Origin of the sequence: Streptomyces cyaneus (assembly GCF_004028635.1) — a bacterium.
GTDB lineage: Bacteria > Actinomycetota > Actinomycetes > Streptomycetales > Streptomycetaceae > Streptomyces > Streptomyces cyaneus.
In genome coordinates this window covers 371,953-392,549 of sequence record NZ_RQJW01000009.1, presented here as the reverse complement: position 1 = coordinate 392,549, position 20,597 = coordinate 371,953, and the positions used below count along the sequence as shown (strand labels likewise).

21 protein-coding genes are annotated in these 20,597 nt (G+C 68.8%); 7 read left to right on the top strand and 14 right to left on the bottom strand.

The genetic code is table 11. The annotated features are described in order from the left end of the window. The first annotated feature begins 42 nt into the window (after nt 1–42). The 3 genes from EHO50_RS32165 (at nt 43) to EHO50_RS32155 (ending at nt 2,903) form a co-directional block, all read left to right on the top strand. A complete protein-coding gene (locus EHO50_RS32165) occupies nt 43–906 on the top strand; it encodes a carbohydrate ABC transporter permease (protein WP_128434744.1) in 864 nt (287 codons plus the stop codon). Between the two features lie 4 nt (nt 907–910). Further along, a complete protein-coding gene (locus EHO50_RS32160) occupies nt 911–1,750 on the top strand; it encodes a carbohydrate ABC transporter permease (protein ID WP_128434743.1) in 840 nt (279 codons plus the stop codon). A 406-nt stretch (nt 1,751–2,156) separates the two neighbouring features. Next, entirely contained in the window at nt 2,157–2,903 is a 747-nt protein-coding gene (locus EHO50_RS32155; protein WP_425472292.1) for a helix-turn-helix domain-containing protein, read from the top strand. A 51-nt stretch (nt 2,904–2,954) separates the two neighbouring features. Here EHO50_RS32155 and EHO50_RS32150 read toward each other — a convergent pair whose 3' ends face one another. Beyond that, nucleotides 2,955–3,980 (bottom strand): ATP-dependent 6-phosphofructokinase, encoded by a 1,026-nt coding sequence (locus EHO50_RS32150; RefSeq protein ID WP_128434741.1) that lies wholly within the window; start codon nt 3,978–3,980, stop codon nt 2,955–2,957. Nucleotides 3,981–4,223: 243 nt separating this feature from the next. On the opposite strand from EHO50_RS32150, the gene pta reads away from it, so the two are divergent. From pta to pyk, 3 genes are all read left to right on the top strand, one after another. After that, entirely contained in the window at nt 4,224–6,347 is a 2,124-nt protein-coding gene (gene pta / locus EHO50_RS32145; RefSeq protein WP_128434740.1) for a phosphate acetyltransferase, read from the top strand. After that, the gene (locus EHO50_RS32140; RefSeq protein WP_128434739.1) at nt 6,344–7,558 is read left to right on the top strand and encodes an acetate kinase; all 1,215 of its coding nucleotides are present in this window, start codon (nt 6,344–6,346) and stop codon (nt 7,556–7,558) included. Before pta ends, EHO50_RS32140 begins: the two co-directional genes overlap by 4 nt. A gap of 86 nt (nt 7,559–7,644) precedes the next feature. Next, nucleotides 7,645–9,075, top strand: coding sequence for a pyruvate kinase (pyk, locus tag EHO50_RS32135; protein ID WP_128434738.1), 1,431 nt, complete (start codon nt 7,645–7,647; stop codon nt 9,073–9,075). Between the two features lie 99 nt (nt 9,076–9,174). Here the strand turns inward: pyk and EHO50_RS32130 are convergent, their stop codons facing one another. From EHO50_RS32130 to EHO50_RS32090, 8 genes are all read right to left on the bottom strand, one after another. Continuing rightward, nucleotides 9,175–9,564: a hypothetical protein gene (locus tag EHO50_RS32130; RefSeq protein ID WP_128434737.1), complete on the bottom strand. Its 390-nt coding sequence runs from the start codon at nt 9,562–9,564 to the stop codon at nt 9,175–9,177. Between the two features lie 54 nt (nt 9,565–9,618). Then, nucleotides 9,619–9,909, bottom strand: a complete 291-nt coding sequence (locus tag EHO50_RS32125; protein ID WP_128434736.1) for a hypothetical protein — start codon at nt 9,907–9,909, stop codon at nt 9,619–9,621. A gap of 112 nt (nt 9,910–10,021) precedes the next feature. Next, the gene (locus tag EHO50_RS32120; protein WP_128434735.1) at nt 10,022–10,375 is read right to left on the bottom strand and encodes a hypothetical protein; all 354 of its coding nucleotides are present in this window, start codon (nt 10,373–10,375) and stop codon (nt 10,022–10,024) included. Further along, a complete protein-coding gene (locus tag EHO50_RS32115; RefSeq protein WP_128434734.1) occupies nt 10,312–10,722 on the bottom strand; it encodes a hypothetical protein in 411 nt (136 codons plus the stop codon). The genes EHO50_RS32120 and EHO50_RS32115 overlap by 64 nt, the downstream gene beginning before the upstream one ends. A 244-nt stretch (nt 10,723–10,966) precedes the next feature. Beyond that, nucleotides 10,967–12,352 (bottom strand): hypothetical protein, encoded by a 1,386-nt coding sequence (locus tag EHO50_RS32110; protein WP_128434733.1) that lies wholly within the window; start codon nt 12,350–12,352, stop codon nt 10,967–10,969. After that, nucleotides 12,342–12,914 (bottom strand): DUF6114 domain-containing protein, encoded by a 573-nt coding sequence (locus tag EHO50_RS32105; protein WP_128434732.1) that lies wholly within the window; start codon nt 12,912–12,914, stop codon nt 12,342–12,344. Before EHO50_RS32105 ends, EHO50_RS32110 begins: the two co-directional genes overlap by 11 nt. A 142-nt stretch (nt 12,915–13,056) precedes the next feature. After that, complete coding sequence (locus EHO50_RS32100; protein WP_128434731.1) at nt 13,057–13,695, bottom strand: DUF6230 family protein; 639 nt, start codon at nt 13,693–13,695, stop codon at nt 13,057–13,059. 662 nt (nt 13,696–14,357) lie between these two features. After that, nucleotides 14,358–15,332: a tetratricopeptide repeat protein gene (locus EHO50_RS32090; RefSeq protein ID WP_128434730.1), complete on the bottom strand. Its 975-nt coding sequence runs from the start codon at nt 15,330–15,332 to the stop codon at nt 14,358–14,360. Nucleotides 15,333–15,577: 245 nt separating this feature from the next. Here EHO50_RS32090 and EHO50_RS32085 point away from each other — a divergent pair, with 245 nt between their 5' ends. Further along, nucleotides 15,578–16,195, top strand: a complete 618-nt coding sequence (locus EHO50_RS32085; RefSeq protein WP_128434729.1) for a TetR/AcrR family transcriptional regulator — start codon at nt 15,578–15,580, stop codon at nt 16,193–16,195. Nucleotides 16,196–16,232: 37 nt separating this feature from the next. On the opposite strand, the gene icmA is transcribed toward EHO50_RS32085, so the two are convergent. The 5 genes from icmA to EHO50_RS32060 form a co-directional block, all read right to left on the bottom strand. Further along, nucleotides 16,233–17,933 carry a coenzyme B12-dependent isobutyryl-CoA mutase large subunit gene (gene icmA / locus EHO50_RS32080; RefSeq protein ID WP_128434728.1) on the bottom strand — a complete coding sequence of 567 codons (1,701 nt, stop codon included), beginning with the start codon at nt 17,931–17,933 and terminating at the stop codon, nt 16,233–16,235. A gap of 84 nt (nt 17,934–18,017) precedes the next feature. Beyond that, nucleotides 18,018–18,350 (bottom strand): DUF3817 domain-containing protein, encoded by a 333-nt coding sequence (locus EHO50_RS32075; RefSeq protein WP_128434727.1) that lies wholly within the window; start codon nt 18,348–18,350, stop codon nt 18,018–18,020. Nucleotides 18,351–18,415: 65 nt separating this feature from the next. Continuing rightward, complete coding sequence (locus EHO50_RS32070; protein ID WP_128434726.1) at nt 18,416–18,925, bottom strand: MarR family winged helix-turn-helix transcriptional regulator; 510 nt, start codon at nt 18,923–18,925, stop codon at nt 18,416–18,418. 63 nt (nt 18,926–18,988) lie between these two features. Further along, on the bottom strand, nt 18,989–19,315 hold the full coding sequence (locus EHO50_RS32065; protein ID WP_128434725.1) for an antibiotic biosynthesis monooxygenase family protein: 327 nt from the start codon (nt 19,313–19,315) through the stop codon (nt 18,989–18,991). Continuing rightward, nucleotides 19,312–20,580 (bottom strand): cytochrome P450 family protein, encoded by a 1,269-nt coding sequence (locus EHO50_RS32060; protein ID WP_128434724.1) that lies wholly within the window; start codon nt 20,578–20,580, stop codon nt 19,312–19,314. The genes EHO50_RS32065 and EHO50_RS32060 overlap by 4 nt, the downstream gene beginning before the upstream one ends. Nucleotides 20,581–20,597: the final 17 nt, after the last annotated feature.

Sequence of the window (20,597 nt, the reverse complement as noted above, 5' to 3'; positions counted from 1 at the left end):
GGGTGCTCACGACATGAGGCTTCAAGAGCCGGGCTCCCACGCATGACGCGGGCCCGCTCCCTCACCCGCGCTCTCCCGGTCACCCCGGCCGTCGTCCTGCTGCTTCTCTTCCTCGCCGGCCCGATCGCCTACTGCGCCTACATCGCCTTCACCGACCTCCAGCTCACCGGCCAGGCCGAGGACTCGTTCGTCGGCTTCGACAACTTCCGTACGGCGTTCGGTGACGAGGCGTTCCGCAACGCGGTCTGGCTCACCCTCGTCTTCACCGTCATCTCCGCCCTGCTCGGCCAGAACACCCTGGGCCTGGCCCTGGCCGCCCTGATGCAGCGCGCGTCAAAACCCGTACGCACGCTGGTGGGCGCCATCGTCATCACGGCGTGGGTCCTGCCCGAGGTCGTCGCCGGCTTCCTCCTCTACGCCTTCTTCCGGCGCGAAGGCACCCTGAACGCCATCCTGGACTGGCTCCAACTCCCCACCCAGAACTGGCTGTTCACCCTGCCGATCCTGGCGGTGTCCTTTGCGAACGTCTGGCGGGGCACGGCCTTCTCCATGCTGGTCTACTCGGCGGCCCTGAACGAGATCCCCAAGGAGATCACCGAGGCGGCCGAGGTCGACGGCGCGGGCGGCTGGCGCCGTATGTGGCACATCACGCTCCCGATGATCCGCCGCTCCATCGGCACGAACCTCATGCTGATCACCCTCCAGACCCTGTCCGTCTTCGGCCTGATCTGGGTGATGACGAGGGGCGGCCCGGGCGGCAAGAGCCAGACGCTCCCGCTCTTCATGTACGAGGAGGCGTTCCAGAAGAGCATGATCGGCTACGGCACCGCGGTCGCCCTGCTGCTCCTGGTGGTGGGGTCACTGTTCTCGGTGGTCTACCTGCGTCTGCTGCGAACGGAGGTCTGACGCCATGCCCCGCACTCTCTCCTCCCGACGCACCACCCACCGCCTGGCCGCCGACGCCGGCCTCCTGGCAGTGGCCGCGGCCTTCGTGCTTCCACTCGTGTGGGTGATCCTCTCCTCCCTGGACACGAACGCGAACCTCCAGGTGAAGCTCCCCGACGGCGTGACCCTGGACAACTTCGACGCCGTCCTGACCCCGGACATCACCTTCACGCCCTTGCTCAACAGTCTGCTCCTGTGCGGCGGGGGGACGCTCCTGACGGTGGCCTGCGCCGCCCTCGCCGCCTACCCGCTCTCGCGGTTCAGGTCCCGCTTCAACCGACCCTTCCTCCTCACGATCCTCTTCGCGACGAGCCTGCCGATCACGGCGATCATGGTCCCGGTGTACGCCCTGTTCGTGCAGGTGAACCTGATCGACACCATGCAGGGCACGATCTTCTTCTTCGCCGCCTCTCAACTGCCCTTCGCCATCTGGCTGATGAAGAACTTCATGGACGGAGTGCCGAAGGAACTGGAGGAGGCGGCCTGGACGGACGGCGCGTCGTCGCTTCAGTCGCTGGTGCGGGTCGTGCTGCCGCTGATGGGGCCGGGGGTGGCGGTGGTGACGGTGTTCTCGTTCGTGATGATGTGGGGCAACTTCTTCGTGCCCTTCATGCTGCTCCTCACGCCGGACCAGATGCCGGCTGCCGTGAGCATCAATGAGTTCTTCGGAAATCGGGGGACGGTGGTGTACGGGCAGCTGGCGGCGTTTTCGATCATTTACTCGACGCCGGTGATTTTGCTCTATGTGATGGTGGCGAGGCGCATGGGTGGGGGGTTTGCGTTGAGCGGGGCGGTCAAGGGGTGAGCCGGTCGGCGAGCGGAGCAGGGCAGGGCAGGGCAGGCAGAGCGTCGGGATCGAGCCGCGTATGGGCCGCCTTCGAGCGACCGATTCACCGTCGACCATGCCGCACTCGATTTCGATATCCGCTCGCACAGCCGACCCCGCGTTCTTCCAGCGGCACGCGGGCCCGCAATCCACAAGGAGATCGGCACCGCCCGACTCGCGCGAATATGCCCACTGAGCTTGCCATTCATCAAATGCCACTATCCGCCGTAGCCCCCATCGACCACCTCGGCATCGCCCACGGCACCACCCCGCCCGCCGCACCGGCGATCACCAACCAGCAACGAACCCGCCAGTAGCCGTAGCTTCCTACAATCCGTGATCCTGGCTGAACAGACCGTAGTCACCCCACCTCGACCGGCCTACGTTGTGGCCCGTGCGCCGACCCCCAGTCCAACCGAACCAGCCCCCCAACCGCTCAAGCCGCCGGAACCCACCCACTCCCCCGTTCAACGCCCCGGCCGCCCGTCGCCTGCGGGCCGGCCTCAACATGGGGCCCGAACATGTCGCCTACGGCATGCGGGCCTCGTACGGACTTCCCTACGTCACCGAGGACCTCGTCGTCGCCTGGGAACGTGAGCTCGCCTCCCCCAACAGCAACGAGCTCACCGCCCTCGCGGGTGTGCTGTGGTGCTCGCCCAGTGAGCTGCTCGGCAAGCCGCGGACACTGCGCGAGCACCGCATCGCCCGTGGTCTGGCGCCCGAGGACGTGGCCCGTACCGTCGGGCACGAGCTCGTCGCATATCTCGGCATGGAGGAGAACGACGACTGGCAGGGCACCGACCGCCAGTCCGCCGCCCTCGCCGATGTCCTCGGCCTGACGCTTCCGGACTTCATCACCGTCACCGGCCGTGACAGGACCCTCGGCGAGCTGCTGCGCAGTGCCGTGTCGACGCGTTGGCAGGCGTACGTGCGGCCGGTCGGCAAGATGGTGCCCCTGGACCGGCGTCTGCTGGAGGACGTCCTCCAGGAGCTGCACCAGGACTACCAGGGGCAGATGACCGCCACGCTCAGCTGGGGCGACGCAGGCAGTGACTCCAGCGCGGCCGGCCGCGAGTTCCTGGACCGGATCGTGGAGCGCTTCTGGGCGAAGGTCGGGGGAAGCACCGCCTGAGCCGCCCGACCCCGGATCCGGGCCGTACGCATGCGGCGACTGGGCCCGGTGCTAGAACACCGACTCCGCCTCGTCCATCCGGTCCTTCGGCACCGTCTTCAGCTCGGTCACCGCCTCCGCCAGCGGCACCATCACGACGTCGGTCCCGCGCAGCGCGGTCATCCTGCCGAACTCGCCCCGGTGCGCGGCCTCCACCGCGTGCCAGCCGAAGCGGGTGGCGAGGACGCGGTCGTACGCCGTGGGGACGCCGCCGCGCTGGACGTGGCCGAGGATGACCGGCTTGGCCTCCTTGCCGAGCCGGCGCTCCAGCTCGAACGCCAGCGCCGTACCGATGCCCTGGAAGCGCTCGTGGCCGTACTGGTCGATCTCACCCTTGCCGTAGTCCATGGTGCCGTCGGCGGGGTGGGCTCCCTCGGCGACGCAGATCACCGCGAACTTCTTGCCGCGCGCGAAGCGCTCCTCGACCATCTTCGCCAGGTCGGCGGGGTCGAAGGGGCGCTCGGGCAGACAGATGCCGTGCGCGCCCGCCGCCATGCCGGACTCCAGCGCGATCCAGCCCGCGTGTCGGCCCATGACCTCCACGACCATCACCCGCTGGTGGGACTCCGCCGTCGTCTTCAGGCGGTCCATGGCCTCCGTGGCGACACCGACCGCCGTGTCGAAGCCGAACGTCCGGTCCGTCGACGAGATGTCGTTGTCGATGGTCTTCGGGACGCCGACCACCGGCAGGCCCGCGTCCGACAGCATGCGCGCCGCCGTCAGGGTCCCCTCACCGCCGATCGGGATCAGCGCGTCGATGCCGAAGTCGCGTGCGATGTCGGCGGCGTTCTGGCACGCCTCGCGCAGGCGGTCGCGCTCCAGTCGCGACGAGCCCAGGATCGTGCCGCCGCGGGCCAGGATGCCGCTGACCGCCTCCAGGTCGAGGCTGCGGTAGTGACCGTCCAGCAGGCCCGAGTAGCCGTCCTCGAAGCCGATCACCTCGTCGCCGTACTGCGCGACCGCTCGGTGCACGACCGACCGGATCACGGCGTTCAGGCCGGGGCAGTCGCCGCCTGCGGTGAGAACTCCGATACGCATCGTGCTGTGTCTCCTGCTCGCTGTTGATACCGGTGAGCCAATCCGATTGTTTCACGTCCACCAGGCCCCTGTCCGACCCTGGATCCTGACGGGCGCCTTATCCACCGCCAAGGGTATTGTCAAGAGGGTTTCGCTCACCCCACTGGGCGATTTTGCGACCCTGGACCGGAACACCACACCGGAACACACAAAGGCTCCGCCAAGCCGCCGACGGACGAACGACAGACGAAACGGAGAGCACGCGTGACGCGCAGCGTGTACGTGACCGGCATCGACCGCGGCGACGGCCGCCAGGTGGTCGAACTGGGGGTGATGGAGCTCCTGACCCGGCAGGTCGACCGGGTGGGGGTGTTCCGGCCGCTGGTGCATCACTCCCCCGACCGCCTGTTCGAGCTGTTGCGCGCTCGCTACCGCCTCTCCCAGGACCCGGCGACGGTCTACGGCATGGACTACCACGAGGCGTCCGCCCTCCAGGCCGAGCGCGGGACCGACGAGCTGGTGTCCACGCTCGTCGACCGGTTCCATGTCGTCGCCCGCGACTACGACGTCGTACTGGTCCTCGGCACCGACTACGCCGACACCCAGCTCCCGGACGAGCTGTCCCTCAACGCCCGGCTCGCCAACGAGTTCGGCGCATCCGTGATACCGGTCGTGGGCGGGCGCAAGCAGAGCGCCGAGTCCGTGCTGGCCGAGACGCGCAACGCCTATCGGGCATACGAGGGACTGGGCTGTGACGTGCTCGCCATGGTCACCAACCGGGTCGCCCGGGCCGACCGGGACGAGATCGCCCAGCGGCTTGGGTCGCGGCTGCCCGTGCCCTGTTACGTCGTCCCGGACGAGCCCGCCCTGTCCGCGCCGACCATCTCGCAGATCGCCCAGTCCCTGGACGCGAAGGTCCTGCTCGGCGACGACTCGGGGCTCGCGCGTGACGCCCTCGGCTTCGTGTTCGGCGGCGCGATGCTGCCGAACTTCCTGACCGCCCTGACCCCGGGCTGCCTGGTCGTCACGCCGGGCGACCGCGCCGACCTGGTCGTCGGCTCGCTGGCCGCGCACAGCGCCGGCACCCCGCCGATCGCCGGCCTGCTGCTCACCCTGGACGAGCGGCCCGGCGACGAGGTCCTCACCCTCGCCGCCCGCCTCGCCCCGGGCACCCCGGTGCTCTCGGTGCCGGGCTACAGCTTCCCCACCGCCGAGCAGCTCTTCTCCCTGGAGGGGAAGTTGAGCGCGGTCACCCCGCGCAAGGCGGAGACCGCCCTCGGCCTGTTCGAGCGGTACGTCGAGACCGGCGACCTGCTGAAGCGGGTCTCGGCGCCGAACAGCGACCGCGTCACGCCGATGATGTTCGAGCACAAGCTGCTGGAGCAGGCCCGCTCGAACATGCGGCGCATCGTGCTGCCCGAGGGCACCGAACCGCGCGTCCTGCACGCCGCCGAGGTGCTGCTGCGGCGCAACGTCTGCGACCTCACGCTCCTGGGGCCGGTGGACCGGATCCGCAAGCAGGCGGCCGACCTCGGCATCGACCTCGGCGAGACCCAGCTGATCGACCCGGCCACCAGCGAGCTGCGCGACGCCTTCGCCGAGCAGTACGCGGGGCTCCGCGCCCACAAGGGGGTCACGGTGGAGCTGGCGTACGACGTCGTCTCCGATGTGAACTACTTCGGCACGCTGATGGTGCAGGAGGGCCTCGCGGACGGCATGGTGTCGGGGTCCGTGCACTCCACGGCCGCGACCATCCGGCCCGCCTTCGAGATCATCAAGACCAATCCGGACGCCGACATCGTCTCCTCGGTCTTCTTCATGTGCCTCGCCGACCGGGTCCTCGTCTACGGCGACTGCGCCGTGAACCCCGACCCGAACGCCGAGCAACTGGCCGACATCGCCATCCAGTCGGCCACCACGGCCGAGCGGTTCGGGGTGGAGCCGCGGATCGCGATGCTGTCGTACTCGACGGGTACGTCCGGTTCGGGCGCCGACGTCGACAAGGTGCGCGAGGCGACCGAGCTGGTGCGGACGCGGCGGCCCGACCTGAAGATCGAGGGGCCCATCCAGTACGACGCCGCCGTGGAGCCGTCGGTCGCCGCGACCAAGCTGCCGGAGTCGGAAGTCGCCGGGCAGGCAACGGTTTTGATCTTCCCGGACCTCAATACAGGTAACAACACCTACAAGGCCGTGCAGCGCTCGGCCAACGCGATCGCCGTCGGGCCGGTGCTGCAGGGTCTGCGCAAGCCGGTCAACGACCTGTCCCGGGGCGCCCTGGTCCAGGACATCGTCAACACCGTCGCCATCACGGCGATCCAGGCCCAGTCCCCCACCCTTTCCCCCGCGTCCCCCGCCCCGTTCCCCAGCGAGAAGGCAACCGCCCAGTGAGCTCGTCCCGCGTCCTCGTCCTCAACTCCGGCTCCTCGTCGGTGAAGTACCAGCTGCTCGACATGCGCGACAGCAGCCGGCTGGCCGTGGGCCTCGTCGAGCGCATCGGCGAGGAGACCTCCCGGCTCAAGCACACCCCGCTGGCGAGCGGCGGCGAGAGTCGCGAGTGGACCGGGGCGATAGCCGATCACGAGGCCGCCCTGAAGGCCGTTTCGGCGGAGCTCACCAAGGACGGCCTCGGGCTGGACTCGCCCGAGCTGGCCGCGATCGGCCACCGGGTGGTGCACGGCGGCAAGCACTTCACCGAGCCGACCGTCATCGACGACGCCGTGCTCGCCGAGATCGAGCGGCTGATCCCGGTCGCCCCGCTGCACAACCCGGCCAACCTCACCGGGATCCGCACGGCCAGTGCGCTGCGCCCGGACCTGCCCCAGGTCGCCGTCTTCGACACCGCGTTCCACACGACGATGCCGGAGTCTGCCGCCCGCTACGCCATCGACGTCGAGACCGCCGACGCACACCGGATACGCCGGTACGGCTTCCACGGCACCTCGCACGCGTACGTCTCCCGGGCCACCGCCGAGCTGCTGGGCAAGGCGCCCGAGGACGTGAACGTCATCGTGCTGCACCTCGGAAACGGCGCGTCCGCGTCCGCCGTGCGGGGCGGGAAGTGCGTGGACACCTCCATGGGGCTGACGCCATTGGAGGGGCTCGTGATGGGTACGCGCTCCGGTGACATGGATCCCGCCGTCATCTTCCATTTGGCGCGTGTTGGCGGAATGTCCATCGCGGAAATCGACACTCTTCTCAACAAGAAGAGCGGATTGATCGGCCTGTGCGGCGACAACGACATGCGGGAGATCCGCCGACGGATCGACGAAGGTGACGAGCGGGCGCAATTGGCCTTCGACATCTACATTCACCGACTGAAGAAGTACATAGGCGCCTATTACGCGGTGCTCGGCCGGGTGGACGCGATCGCGTTCACGGCCGGAGTCGGCGAGAACGCGGCGCCGGTGCGGGAGGCCGCCGTGGCGGGCCTGGAGCAGCTGGGCCTCGCGGTGGACGCCGAGCTGAACGCCGTACGCGGTGACGAGGCGCGGCTGATCTCGCCGGCGGGCGCACGGGTCGCGGTTGCCGTGGTGCCGACGGATGAAGAACTGGAGATCGCGACGCAGACCTACGCACTGGTCGGGAAGGGCAACGGCTGAGTAACACGGCTGAGCAAAGCGCGGCTCATTTGTATCTTCCGCCAGACGGAATATTCCGTAGCGAAACAAACCGATAGGATCGTCCCATGCGCCGTTCGAAAATCGTTTGTACTCTCGGCCCCGCGGTCGACTCCCATGAACAGCTCGTCGCGTTGATCGAGGCGGGCATGAATGTGGCCCGCTTCAACTTCAGCCACGGCACCCACGAGGACCACCAGGGGCGGTACGAGCGCCTGCGTGCCGCCGCCCAGGAGACCGGGCGGGCCATCGGTGTGCTCGCCGACCTCCAGGGTCCGAAGATCCGTCTGGAGACCTTCGCCGAGGGGCCGGTCGAGCTGGAGCGCGGTGACGAGTTCGTCATCACGACCGAGGACGTCCCGGGCGACAAGCAGATCTGCGGGACGACCTACAAGGGCCTGCCCGGCGACGTCACCAAGGGCGACCAGATCCTCATCAACGACGGCAACGTCGAGCTGAAGGTCACCGAGGTCGACGGCTCCCGGGTGAAGACGATCGTCATCGAGGGCGGCGTCGTCTCCGACCACAAGGGCATCAACCTGCCCGGCGCGGCCGTGAACGTGCCGGCGCTGTCCGAGAAGGACGTCGAGGACCTGCGCTTCGCGCTCAACATGGGCTGCGACCTGGTCGCGCTGTCCTTCGTGCGGGACGCCAACGACGTGCAGGACGTGCACAAGGTCATGGACGAGGTCGGCCGCCGCGTCCCGGTCATCGCCAAGGTGGAGAAGCCGCAGGCGGTCGCCAACATGGAGGACGTCGTGATGGCGTTCGACGGCGTGATGGTCGCGCGTGGCGACCTGGCCGTCGAGTACCCGCTCGAGAAGGTCCCGATGGTGCAGAAGCGGCTCATCGAGCTGTGCCGTCGCAATGCCAAGCCGGTGATCGTGGCGACCCAGATGATGGAGTCGATGATCACCAACTCCCGTCCGACCCGCGCCGAGGCCTCCGACGTGGCCAACGCGATCCTGGACGGCGCCGACGCGGTCATGCTGTCGGCGGAGTCCTCGGTGGGCGCCTACCCGATCGAGACCGTCAAGACGATGTCGAAGATCGTCACCGCTGCCGAGCAGGAGCTGCTGTCCAAGGGCCTGCAGCCGCTGGTGCCCGGCAAGAAGCCGCGCACGCAGGGTGGTTCGGTGGCCCGCGCGGCCTGCGAGATCGCCGACTTCCTCGGCGGCAAGGGCCTGGTCGCCTTCACCCAGTCCGGTGACACCGCCCGCCGCCTGTGCCGCTACCGCGCCGCCCAGCAGATCATCGCGTTCACCACGGACGAGTCCACCCGCAACCAGATGACGCTCAGCTGGGGTGTGGAGCCGCACGTCGTGCCGTTCGTGAACAGCACAGACGAGATGGTCGACCTGGTGGACCAGGAGATCGTCAAGCTCGGACTCTTCAACGAGGGCGACATCGTGGTCATCACCGCTGGTTCCCCGCCCGGTGTTCCCGGCACCACCAACATGGTCCGCGTCCACCACCTCGGTGGCGGTGCGCGGGACTGACCGCACGGGCCTGGCAAGGCCGTCGTACGGCACGGAGGGCGCTCCCTGTGACAGGGGGCGCCCTCGCCGTTTTGCGCGCTCACTGGCATCAGCCGGGTGTCACGCCTCGGCCACCGCCCGGACGACGGCGTACGCCAGGGCGTCGAAGTTCTCCCGGTAGAAGCCCAGGCGGATGTGGAACGGCTCCTGCGCGAAGAGGCCACCGCGCTCGATGAACATGGTGGGCGCGGCGGTCAGCGCGCTGTGCACCATGTGGATTTCCTCCAGGGTGAGGCGGAAGTCGCGTGACTCCGTGTGCCGTCCGGCCAGACGTTCCAGGAGGGCATCGACCGCCTCCCGGCCCGCGCCCACCAGGAGGATCAGCTCCGTGTCACCGTGGTCCCGTCCGCGCAGATAGCTCAGCGCCTCGTACATCGCCGACGCCTGGGAGGGCGCGAGCCGAGCGATGAACGCGTCGCCGTCGCGGGTCAGTTTCAACTGGGTTCTCAAGACGTCTCTCCTGCGGTCTTCGGCCTTCGGCCTTCGGGCGTCGACGTGGTCGTCTCAGTCGTGTTCGACGAGTTCCTCCACCGCGTCGGTGATCTGGCTCCCGTCGTAGCCAAACCGTTCTCCCAGCGCCCGGTATCGGGTGTACAAGGTTTCCGTGACGGGGATCTCGTACGCCTCGACGATGCGCAGGAGGAACCGGAAACCGAGGCCGGAGTCGATCGCGGTCACGATGCGCTCCAGCGTTGCGGCCGTGCCGTCGATCCCCGTCGCGCGGTTCAGCGGCTGGGTGAGGTCCTGGACCTCCCGAGCGACCTGGTCCGTCAGGTCGGTGCGGGGCGGTGACACGAAGGGCGGGTAGGCCGGGTCGGACGCGTCGACGGCGCGCTCACGCCGTGCGGCGGTGCGCCACAGGGCCGCGACCGTGTCGTCGGAAAGGGCTGAGTCGCCGCCAGCTGTCTCACTCCCCGTCGAACATCCGGGAGAGCCCCGGCAGCCCGAAACCGAACTCGAAGTCCCGCCGGCCGGGGTCGAGCGGCGGCCACCGCACGTCCAGTCCTTCGAAGACGGCGGTGAGGGGGTGGGCAAGCCGCTCGCCGATGGCCAGCAGCCGGTGGTACTGGTCCTCGGCCACCGTCGAGCCGTAGGCCTTGAGAGCCCGCAGGAACAGGCGGAAACCCAGGTCGGCGTCGACCTCGGCGACGACCTGTCCGAGGGCGGGCGCGAGGTCCCGCTCCGGGACGGCGCGCGTCAGCGCGGGCGACGCCGACCTGATCTCGGCCAGGACCGACTCGCGCAACTCCGCCTCCGGCACGACGGGTTCCTCCCCCGTCCACCGCGGTCGCGCGCCGGGCACACCCCGGCGATCTCGTGCAGCCAGGTGCGCATGTCCAGACCCTGGTCTGCGAGGTCGAAGCGCTCTCGTACGGCGGCCAGCCACACCGTGCGGATCGTTTCGTCCGGCAGCGGTGACTCCAGCAGGAGCCGTACGTCCCTGCCGAGCTGGACGTCCTCGTCGTCACGCGCCTTCTGCGCGGCGAGGGCCGGCACCGTCGGCGCGTCGCGGCGCGGGCCGGTCGGTGAGCTCAGTGCCCCGGCGAACCCGCTGAGGCCGAAGTCGCCCTCGTGGTCGACGCAGTACACCTCTCGGTGCCTGGTCACTTCAGCCTCCTGCGGCATCGGCGAGGGCACGGGCACCCCCCGGGGGTCTGGAACGCAAGGGGGGCATCCCTTCCTGCATGCGGAGGGAGACCAGGGGGCCGACGTTCGTTGAAGGGGCTCGACAAGGAGCTTCAACGTGAGCCGTGCACAGCTGTGGCCCGGCCCCCAAACATGGAGGACCGGGCCACAGCCGGTGTGCGGCTCCCGAACGGGCTTGTGGGGGCGTCCGCTTGAGACGCCCGGCTCAGTCGGTGATGTAGGAGTGCAGCCCGGGCACGTGCAGGGTGCCGCCGAACTGGCCGGCCTGGACGACCTTCACCTTGGTGAAGTAGATCAGCGGGATGTTCAGCGGCGGCGGGTGCTCCGGGTCGAACGTCACCGGGATCAGGCCCAGCAGGTTGCCGGAGATGCTCTCCGTGTACATCACGACCTTGCCGTTGCGGAAGGTGGACGTCGAGCCCTCGGCCGCCTGCACGTGGTAGGTCTTGCCGGACTGCTTGTCCTTCACCGTCTGGTGCAGGTCGCCGATGTCGACGCCGTCGGAGACGACGTACTTCAGCACCTTCTTGGTGGAGCCGTTGGCCGTCTTCACCTTGACGATGCCCTGGTAGTCGGCACCCTTCAGCAGCAGCGAGCTGGCGTCCAGGAACCACGCGTCGTCGGGCAGCGGCACGGTGTTGTCGATGCCGCCCTCCTCGTCCGTGGCGGCCGGGCAGTCCTCGGGGTCCGTGCCGGAGCTCGCGGAGGGGCTGGGCGTGGCCGTGGCCTCGGCAGCCGCCTCGGTGGTGTCCTTCGCCGCCTCGGACGCCTTGTCGGTGGCGCCGTCGACGGTGTCCTTCACCGTGTCGGTGACCTTCTCGGCGGTCTCCTTGACGGGGTCGGAGGCCTCGGAGGTGTCCTTGCCGGCGGAGTCCGCGGCGTCCGAGGAGCCGGAGGACGCCTCCTCGCTCGCGCTCGCGGAGGGCGTCGGCGTCGGGCTCGCGCTCTCCTCGGCGGCGGAGCCACCCGTGAAGACGTCGGTGATCGCGTCGCCGATGTCCTCCAGCAGGTTGCCGCCGCTCTCGGACGCCGAGGGGCTCGGCGTGGTGGTGTCGCCGGACTGGGCCTCGCTCGTCTTGCTCGCGGACGGCGTCGGCGTCGGCTCGGCCCCGTCGTCGGAACCTGAATCCGACGAAGAGGAGTCGCCCGCGGAGCCCGAAGATCCCGAGGAATCCGAAGAGTCCGAAGTTCCCGAACCGTCCGAGGAGTCGGACGAGCCCGAGGAGTCCTCGCCGGCGGAGGCCGACGGCGACGGGGTCGGCTGCGCCGCCTCGTCGCTGTCCGTGGACTCATCTGCGCCCGGGGACGCGGAGGCACCGTCCTCCAGGGCCGCCACGCAGTCCTTGTACTCGTCGGCCGTGAGGCTGTTGGACGTCGGCTTCGTCGCGTTGTTGCTGTCGGCCTGGGCGAGGGTGGGCGTGAAACCCATCCCCATGAGGACCGCCGTGGGCATCGCTGCCAGGGCTATCGCCTTGCCGGCCGGCATGTGGAACCTGGTGAACAGCGGCTTCTTGGGCGCCGCGTGACGCGGCCCGGTTCTCACACGGGACTTGTCCACCTCAGTCCCGTGGGTCACCTCGTCAGCCGGCACTGTGCCTCCCGTTCGCCCCGTTCGCCGGGCTCGTTCCTGACAGATCGTTCGACTTGCCCAACTCGGCCGTGTCCTGGACGGGCTTGAGGACCGTGGTGTCAGGGTCCAGGCCTTCCGGAGCGCCACCCGCTCCCGTCACGTCCCCCAGCGCCTGCTCCGACTCGGGCGGCGCGCCCGGGGCCCACGAGACGGCCATCGCCCCGCCGATGAGGGCGAAGAGGAAGCCGATGAGGAAGCCACCGAGGTTGGACAGCGGGATGGAGACAAGCGCCAGCAAAATCGCCGCGACGCCCGCGAAGGTGCGGACGTGCTTCTGGAACCAGAGAGTGAAGCCCAGGACGACGAGCAGCACACCGATGATCAGGGAGCTGGAGCCTCCCGCGGTCTGCATGGCCAGCGTCAGGTGACCGATCTGGAGGTTCGCGTACGGGAAGTAGGCGATGGGGAGTCCGCCGAGCATGACGAACAGACCGGCCCAGAACGGCCGCGTACCCCGCCAGGCGCGGAACTGCGTCCTCCTGTGGGTGAACTGGCCGGATACGGCAGGAGTCTCGGCGCTCATGGAAAACAGCTCCCTGCTGCGGCTTTGCCGTGATGGTGGTGCGGTGGTGGTGAGTTGTAGTGCGTGTGACCGCTTGTGAAGAAAGCGGGCGGAGAGTGGACGGGCGGGGGCGCCATCGGCTCCCCCGCCCGTCACAGAGTGCTTAGTAGCACTCCTTGACACCCGTCGACAGCGACATCTTCAGACCGCTGAGCTTGAAGGTTCCGGCGGTGGTCGCCCACGCCGTCTGCTTCACGCCGACCAGCGTGGCCTTGTCGGCCTGCTGGGCGAACCCGAAGGGGTTGGCCTGCTCGCCGCCACCCTTCATGCCCGGACCCTTGCTGGCGTCCTTGGCAGCCACACCGATGTCGATGTTCTCGAACGTGGCGTCGGCCTCGAGGTCGGCCACGTCGATGTACAGGTTCTTGGCCTCGACCGGCTTGTTCGGGTCCTCACCCGCCCGCAGGATCAGGCTGACGCTCCCGAGCAGCGGGACGTCGGGGGTGACCACGGACTGGCAGAGGCTGTTGATCGTCGCGGACTTGAAGCCCGAGACGGCGACGGGGTGAACCGTCTTCTTGCCGGTGAGCGTGTAGCCCTCGTCAAGAGCGCCGTACTGCGAGAAACCCGTACCGACGAGCTTGTCGGTCGTAACCTTGAACGACTGGCCGGAGACACTGAACGACGCGGCGAGAGCGCCCTGCGCGAGGGCGACACCTATCGCAGCCGTAGCGGCGACGCTGGGCACCATGACCACAGCGAACCGCTTCCATCTGGTCCCGCCACGCACCTGGGACTCCATATTTCCTCCTTCTCGGACGTACATCTCCTGGCCCTGGCTGCCACTGTCGACTTGACGGCTCAGCCGGGCAGGGATGGGAGAAGTGCTACGTCCTCGGGAAGGAGAGCGCCTGCGCTCGGTGGCGCGAACCGCGCCCGAATCACCGGCGATCACCCCCGAGCGACAACCACTGGTCGCGCCTGACACGCATCACGCACAACCTTGCTGGACAGGCTTCGCCGGATGAGCGAAGACCCCCCTGCCCAAGAGCCGGCGCCACTGCCGCCGACTCTGCTCGGTGGGGACCCAGGAACTCCCGCGACCCAACCGGCTGTCGGGGTACGGGAAAGGACCGAGCGTGGCCGATCGTGGTGCATTCTCGCCGCCCGCACAAGGGGCTTCGTTACTCAGTAGTAACGGCCGGATAACCGAACAACGACCCGTCGGTCTCGGACAGCCACACAGGGTGGCGTCAAGCGACCGGACAAATCCAAGAATCGCTGGACAGAATCCGACAGAACGACGCCTTCGACTTACCCGAAGTAACTGCGGCCGCGATTACCAAGATTTGGTAAAGCGCGGCCGCATTGATGCTCTCTCGGCAGATCTTTCACTCGGGCAACACGTGCCTGCGCGTTTAGTGACTGGTCAGAACGGGGCCGCCGCCCCGCCTGAAGCCCCGGTCAGAACAGCGCGCGCGCCAACGCCCTGCGCGCCGCCGCCACCCGTGGATCATCGGCGCCCACGACCTCGAACAGCTCCAGCAGCCGAAGCCGTACGGCGTCCCGGTCGTCACCCACCGTGCGCTGCACGGTCTCGATGAGCCGCCCGAAAGCGTCCTCGACATGCCCGCCCACCAGATCCAGGTCGGCGGCGGCGATCTGCGCCCGCGCGTCGGCCGGCTTCTCGGCGGCCTCCTTGCGCACCTGCTGCGGGTCGGCGCCCTGCACCCGCTGGAGCAACTCGGCCTGGGCGAGCCCGAGTTTGGCCTCGGTGTTCGCCGGGTCCTCACTCAGTACGTTCCTGTACGCCTGGACGGCACCGCCCAAGTCGCCCGCGTCCAGCGCCTGTACGGCGGCCTCGAGCAGGGCGTCGTACGGGCCGGCCGGCGCGGCGGGAGCGGCCTGGGCGCCACCGGGCTCGGCGTCGGGGTCGACGGTGAGGCCGGTGAGACCGAACCGCTGCTCGGCTACGGCGACGAGCTGATCCAGCGTCTCGCGGATCTGCGCCTCCCCGGCCGCCCCCTGGAAGAGCGGCAGCGCCTGACCGGCGACGACGGCGAAGACGGCGGGAATCCCCTGGACGCCGAACTGCTGCATCAGCATCTGGTTGGCGTCGACGTCGATCTTGGCGAGCAGGAACCGGCCGCTGTACTCGACGGCGAGCCGCTCCAGCACCGGGCTCAGCTGCTTGCAGGGCTCGCACCACTCGGCCCAGAAGTCGATGACGACGGGTACCTCGGTGGACCGCTGAAGTACGTCCCGCTCGAAGCCCGCCTCATCCACATCGATGACGAGGTCCGCGGGCGACACGGCCCCTCCCCCGCCCTGCCGGGCGGCCTCGGCACGCGCCTGCTCCGCCTTCGCCTTGGCCTCCTGGGCCGCCTTCACCGCGGCGAGGTCGACGACTCCGCTCATGGACATGTTCCGTGGCTGCATGCGTCTATCCTCCCCCGTTCCCCGCGCACACGTGAAAAGCACTGTGAAAGCCGGTCCGGCCTGATGCTGTTTCGACGCCGGGTCCCCACCCCACGTCGTGCGTGTTGACGCTCGCGTACGTCCATCGCGAGCTTTCGCTACGAGTCGTAGCGTAATGGCATCGAGTGCCTCCCGAACACCCCGCCCCGGTGATCTCCCTCACGACCTCACAGAATCCCCCGATATCGCGGGGATATGGTCGTGGGATGCAGAGCAGCACCTCCACCGCCCGCCCCGGCCGCCCGCGCAGCGCCGCCGCGGCCACGGCGATCCTCGCCGCGACGCGGGAGGCGCTGGTCGAGGTGGGCTGGTCCAAGCTCACCCTGGGAGACGTGGCGACGCGCGCCGGGGTTGCGAAGACGACGCTCTATCGCCGCTGGTCCGGCAAGAACGAACTGGTGGTGGACGCGGTCGCGGAACTCTTCGACGAGCTGGAGCTCCCCGACCGGGGCTCGCTGGCCGCCGACATCGAGGGCGTCGTCCTGCAGTTCGTGGCGATCCTGGCCCGCCCGGAGGCGAAGAGCGGGCTGATGGCGGTGGTGGCGGAGTCGACGCGGGACGACGCCCTGCGCGAGCGCATCCGCCGGTCCATCGTCGACCGGCAGAAACGCCTGGTCCTCCAGGGCCGCTCCCGGGCCCAGAAACGCGGCGAGCTTCCTCCGGAGACGGATCCGGAGGAAGCCGCACGCACCGCGGACCTGATCTTCGACGTGGTGGCGGGCGCGGTGGTGCACCGCACCCTGGTGAGCGCGGAGCCGGCGGACGAGGAGTGGGTACGCAGCTTCACGCGCGTGCTGCTCCTGGGCCTCACCGGAGACTCGTAGCTCGGCACGCCCAGGACGCTCAGAACGCCCAGGACGCTCAGAACCCCGCCGGCTCGGTGTACACCCCCCACTCCTCGCGCAGCACCCCGCAGATCTCGCCCAGGGTCGCCTCGGCCCGTACGGCGTCCAGCATGGGCTCGATCATGTTGCCGCCGTTCCTCGCGGCGACGAGCATCGCGTCGAGCGCGGCCCGCACGGCACCCTCGTCCCGGGCGTCCTTGCGGGCGCCCAGCACCCGGACCTGCTCGCGCTCCACCTCGTGGCTCACCCGCAGGATCTCCAGGTCGCCGGTGACGGAGCCGGTGTGGGCGTTGACCCCCACGACCCTCTTGTCACCCTTCTCCAGCGCCTGCTGGTAGCGGAACGCGGACTCCGCGATCTCCCCGGTGAACCAGCCGTCCTCGATCCCCCGCAGAATCCCGGACGTGATCGGCCCGATGGGGTGCCGGCCGTCGGGATGCGCCCGCAGCCCACGCTCCTTTATCTGCTCGAAGATCTTCTCGGCGTCGGCCTCGATCCGGTCGGTCAGCTGCTCGACGTACCACGAACCGCCCAGCGGATCGGCCACGTTGGCGACCCCGGTCTCCTCCATGAGGACCTGCTGCGTACGCAGGGCGATCTCCGCGGCCTGCTCGGAGGGCAGCGCGAGGGTCTCGTCGAGGGCGTTGGTGTGCAGCGAGTTGGTCCCGCCGAGTACGGCAGCCAGCGCCTCCACGGCCGTACGCACGACGTTGTTGTACGGCTGCTGGGCGGTCAGCGAGACACCGGCGGTCTGGGTGTGGAAGCGCAGCCACTGCGCCTTCTCGCTCTGCGCCCCGTACACGTCCCGCATCCACCGCGCCCAAATACGCCGGGCCGCACGGAACTTGGCGATCTCCTCGAAGAAATCGACGTGCGCGTCGAAGAAGAAGGACAGGCCGGGGGCGAAGACGTCCACGTCCAGCCCGCGCGACAGCCCCAGCTCGACGTATCCGAACCCGTCCGCCAGCGTGTACGCCAGCTCCTGCGCGGCCGTCGATCCGGCCTCACGGATGTGGTAGCCGGAGACGGACAGCGGCTTGTAGGCGGGGATCCCGGCCGCGCAGTACTCCATGAGGTCGCCGATGAGGCGAAGGTGCGGCTCGGGCTGGAAGAGCCACTCCTTCTGGGCGATGTACTCCTTGAAGATGTCGGTCTGGAGGGTCCCGTTGAGCACGGCCGGGTCGACGCCCTGCCGCTCCGCCGCCACCAGGTACATACAGAAGACGGGAACCGCCGGACCGCTGATGGTCATGGACGTCGTCACATCGCCCAGCGGGATGTCCTTGAACAGGACCTCCATGTCGGCGGCCGAGTCGATGGCGACACCGCAGTGCCCGACCTCGCCGAGCGAGCGCGGATCGTCGGAGTCGCGGCCCATGAGCGTCGGCATGTCGAAGGCGACCGAGAGACCGCCTCCGCCGTTGCCGAGGATCATCTTGTAGCGCTCGTTGGTCTGCTCGGCGTTCCCGAACCCGGCGAACTGCCGGATGGTCCACGTCCGCCCTCGGTAGCCGGTCGGATACAGCCCGCGCGTGTAGGGGTACTCCCCGGGCCAGCCGATCCGCTCGAAGCCCTCGTACCTGTCTCCCGGCCGGGGCCCGTACACCGGCTCCACGGGATCCCCGGAGAGCGTGGTGAAGTCACCGTCGCGCTTGCGCGCGGCGTCGTACCGGGCCTGCCAGCGACGGCGGCCCTCCTCGATGGCGTCAGCGTCCATACCTTCGAATTTACTAGGACGTCCAAGTAAATGTCGATGGCAGATCCGCCGTACGCGTCCGTACGGCGGTTGCGTCAGGCTTCGTCAGGCCTTGGCGACAGCCGGGACCGGCTCGCTGACCAGGGGTTCGACCTGGCGGGTGACCTTGCGCTCGACGAAGAAGGCGGCGAAGGGAATCGTCCCGGAGAGCAGCACCCACAGCAGCTTGCCGAACGACCACTTGGCCTTGGAGCCGAGGTCGAAGGCGAACACCAGATAGATGATGTAGAGGAAGCCGTGGACCTGGGAGACGGCGAAGGTGACGTCCTCGCCCATGTCGAAGCCGTACTTGAACACCATGCAGGTGCACAGCACGAGGAGCATGACGGCGGTGACGTAGGCCATCACCCGGTAGCGGGTCAGGACGCTCTTTTTCATGCGTACGAGCGTAACCACCCGTTCCGGGAGATCTTGCCCGGGGCCCCGGGGCGTCTTCTTGGAGGTCAGCCCTCTTCGAAGTCGTGTGCCGCCACCCGCAGCGGGCGCAGCATCGCGAAGATCTCCGCGCACTCCTCGGCGTCGTACACCCCGAGACCGAAGTCCATGGCCATCAGGTCGCGGGTGGCCGCCTCGACGACCTCGCGGCCCTTGTCGGTGATGGAGGCGAGCGTGCCACGTCCGTCGTTGGGGTTGGGGCGCTTGTCGACCAGGCCCGACTTGACCAGCCGGTCGACGGTGTTCGTCACGGACGTGGGATGCACCATCAGCCGCTCGCCGATCTTGGACATCGGCAGTTCGCCGGCCTTGGAGAAGTTGAGCAGCACCAGCGCCTCGTACCGCGCGAACGTCAGTCCGTACGGCTTGACCACCGCGTCGACCTCGCCGAGCAGGATCTGGTGCGCGCGCATGATCGAGGTGATGGCGGCCATCGACGGCACGCTGCCCCAGCGCTGCTTCCAGAGTTCGTCGGCGCGGGCGATGGGATCGAAGGGAAGACTGAGCGGCTTCGGCACGGGACCGACCTTACCGGCCGGTCACATGCTGGTCAGCCCCGTCTCGCCTTTCGGTCCGGCAGCTCAGCCGGCCACCGACTCCTTCACTTGGAACAGGGCCGTCCACCGATCGTCGTGCAGACAGGCGTTCATCGGCTCGACCAAGGTCTCGTGCTCGGGGCCGGTGCGCCACCGTTGGATGGCTTCGAGGCTGTCCCACTCGCTGGTGAGCAGCCATTGAGCGGGATCGTCCAGGGAACGGCAGAGCTGTTCACCGAGGTGTCCGGGGAATCGCGCGGCCCCCGCGAGTACGGCCTTGTAGGACTTCACGAAGTCCGCTTCCATCCCCGGGCGCACGCGCAGCAGCCGAATGACGCGCACCCGCTCCGGGGCCGAGGAGCCGCCCGTCATGACGGGTCGAGGACGACCGGGAGTTCCGCGAGCCCACGGAACGCGGGGAACGGCACGGTCAGCCAGCGCGCGTCCTCAGGCGCCCCGGCCAGGGCCATGTCGGGGAATCGCGCGAAGAGCGAGGTGAGGGCGGTCTGCATCTCCAGGCGGGCCAGCGGTGCGCCGATGCAGTAGTGCGGGCCGTACCCGAAGGCGAGATGCGTGGCCTGCACGTTCGGGCGCTGGACGTCCATCTCGTCCGGCGCGGCGAACATCTCCGGGTCACGGTTGGCTCCGGTGATGGAGATCTGGACGAGCGCCCCCTTGGGGATGAGCTGGTCGCGGATCACGATGTCTTCCTTCGCGTGGCGGAACGTGGAGTTCTCCACGGAGGTCTCGAACCGGAAGATCTCCTCGATGGCCGCGTTCATGGCGGCCGCGTCCCGCAGCGCCAGGCGCTTCTGGTCCGGCCGGCTGAGCAGGTGGTAGACGGCGTTGCCGATCTGGTACGCCGTCGACTTGTGGCCCGCGAAGAGGAGCACCCACGCCGTGGAGACGAGTTCGTGGTCGGTGAGCGAGCCCTCCTGGTCCTGGGCCGTGACGAGAGCGCTGAGCAGATCCGATTCCGGCTCCCTGCGCTTTCGGGCGCACAGGTCCACGAGATAGTCGCGCAGATTCCCCTCGGCGACTTCCAGCGCCTTTCTCGCCTCCGGTCCGAAACCGGTCTGCGCGACGGTGGCGGACCATTCCTGAGCCTGTTTGCGTTCATTTTCCGGGACGCCCAGCAGTTCACAGATGACGTGCAGCGGAAGCGGGAAACAGAACTCCGGAAGCAGGTTCACCGAACCGGACGTCGGGCATTGGTCCAGCAGATCATCGGTGATCTCCTGCACGCGTGCACGCAGCGATTCCACCCTTTTCGGTGTGAAGGTGCTCCCGACGATTCTCCTGAGCCTGGTGTGCTTCGGAGGGTCCGAGAAGAGCATGTTGTCGTCCAGCGCGATCGACGAGTCACCGAAGATGCGGTGGTAGGCGTCGATGGCGCCGTACATGTCCTTGCTCAGCCGGGGGTCGGCCAGGGCGGCGCGCGCGTCGTCGTAGCGGGTGATCAGGTACGTCTCCACGCCGTGCGGCGGCGACAGCGGGCACACGGGCGCCTGCTCCCGCAGCGCCGCGTACACGGGATGCGGGTTGGCCCGGAACTCCCGGCTGCAGGACGAGGCGGCGGCCGCGGCGGCTTCGGACGACAGTGCCTCGGATTCCTCGGATGCGAACGCTTGCGTCATGACTGGATCCCCGGGGT

Coding starts and splice junctions, on each gene's coding strand:
- EHO50_RS32165 (WP_128434744.1), top strand. CDS start 43: ATGACGCGGGCCCGCTCCCTCACCCGCGCTCTCCCGGTCACCCCGGCC.
- EHO50_RS32160 (WP_128434743.1), top strand. CDS start 911: ATGCCCCGCACTCTCTCCTCCCGACGCACCACCCACCGCCTGGCCGCC.
- EHO50_RS32150 (WP_128434741.1), bottom strand. CDS start 3,980: ATGCGTATCGGAGTTCTCACCGCAGGCGGCGACTGCCCCGGCCTGAAC.
- pyk (WP_128434738.1), top strand. CDS start 7,645: ATGCGCCGTTCGAAAATCGTTTGTACTCTCGGCCCCGCGGTCGACTCC.
- EHO50_RS32105 (WP_128434732.1), bottom strand. CDS start 12,914: ATGAGCGCCGAGACTCCTGCCGTATCCGGCCAGTTCACCCACAGGAGG.
- EHO50_RS32100 (WP_128434731.1), bottom strand. CDS start 13,695: ATGGAGTCCCAGGTGCGTGGCGGGACCAGATGGAAGCGGTTCGCTGTG.
- EHO50_RS32090 (WP_128434730.1), bottom strand. CDS start 15,332: ATGCAGCCACGGAACATGTCCATGAGCGGAGTCGTCGACCTCGCCGCG.
- EHO50_RS32085 (WP_128434729.1), top strand. CDS start 15,578: ATGCAGAGCAGCACCTCCACCGCCCGCCCCGGCCGCCCGCGCAGCGCC.
- icmA (WP_128434728.1), bottom strand. CDS start 17,933: ATGGACGCTGACGCCATCGAGGAGGGCCGCCGTCGCTGGCAGGCCCGG.
- EHO50_RS32075 (WP_128434727.1), bottom strand. CDS start 18,350: ATGAAAAAGAGCGTCCTGACCCGCTACCGGGTGATGGCCTACGTCACC.
- EHO50_RS32065 (WP_128434725.1), bottom strand. CDS start 19,315: ATGACGGGCGGCTCCTCGGCCCCGGAGCGGGTGCGCGTCATTCGGCTG.
- EHO50_RS32060 (WP_128434724.1), bottom strand. CDS start 20,580: ATGACGCAAGCGTTCGCATCCGAGGAATCCGAGGCACTGTCGTCCGAA.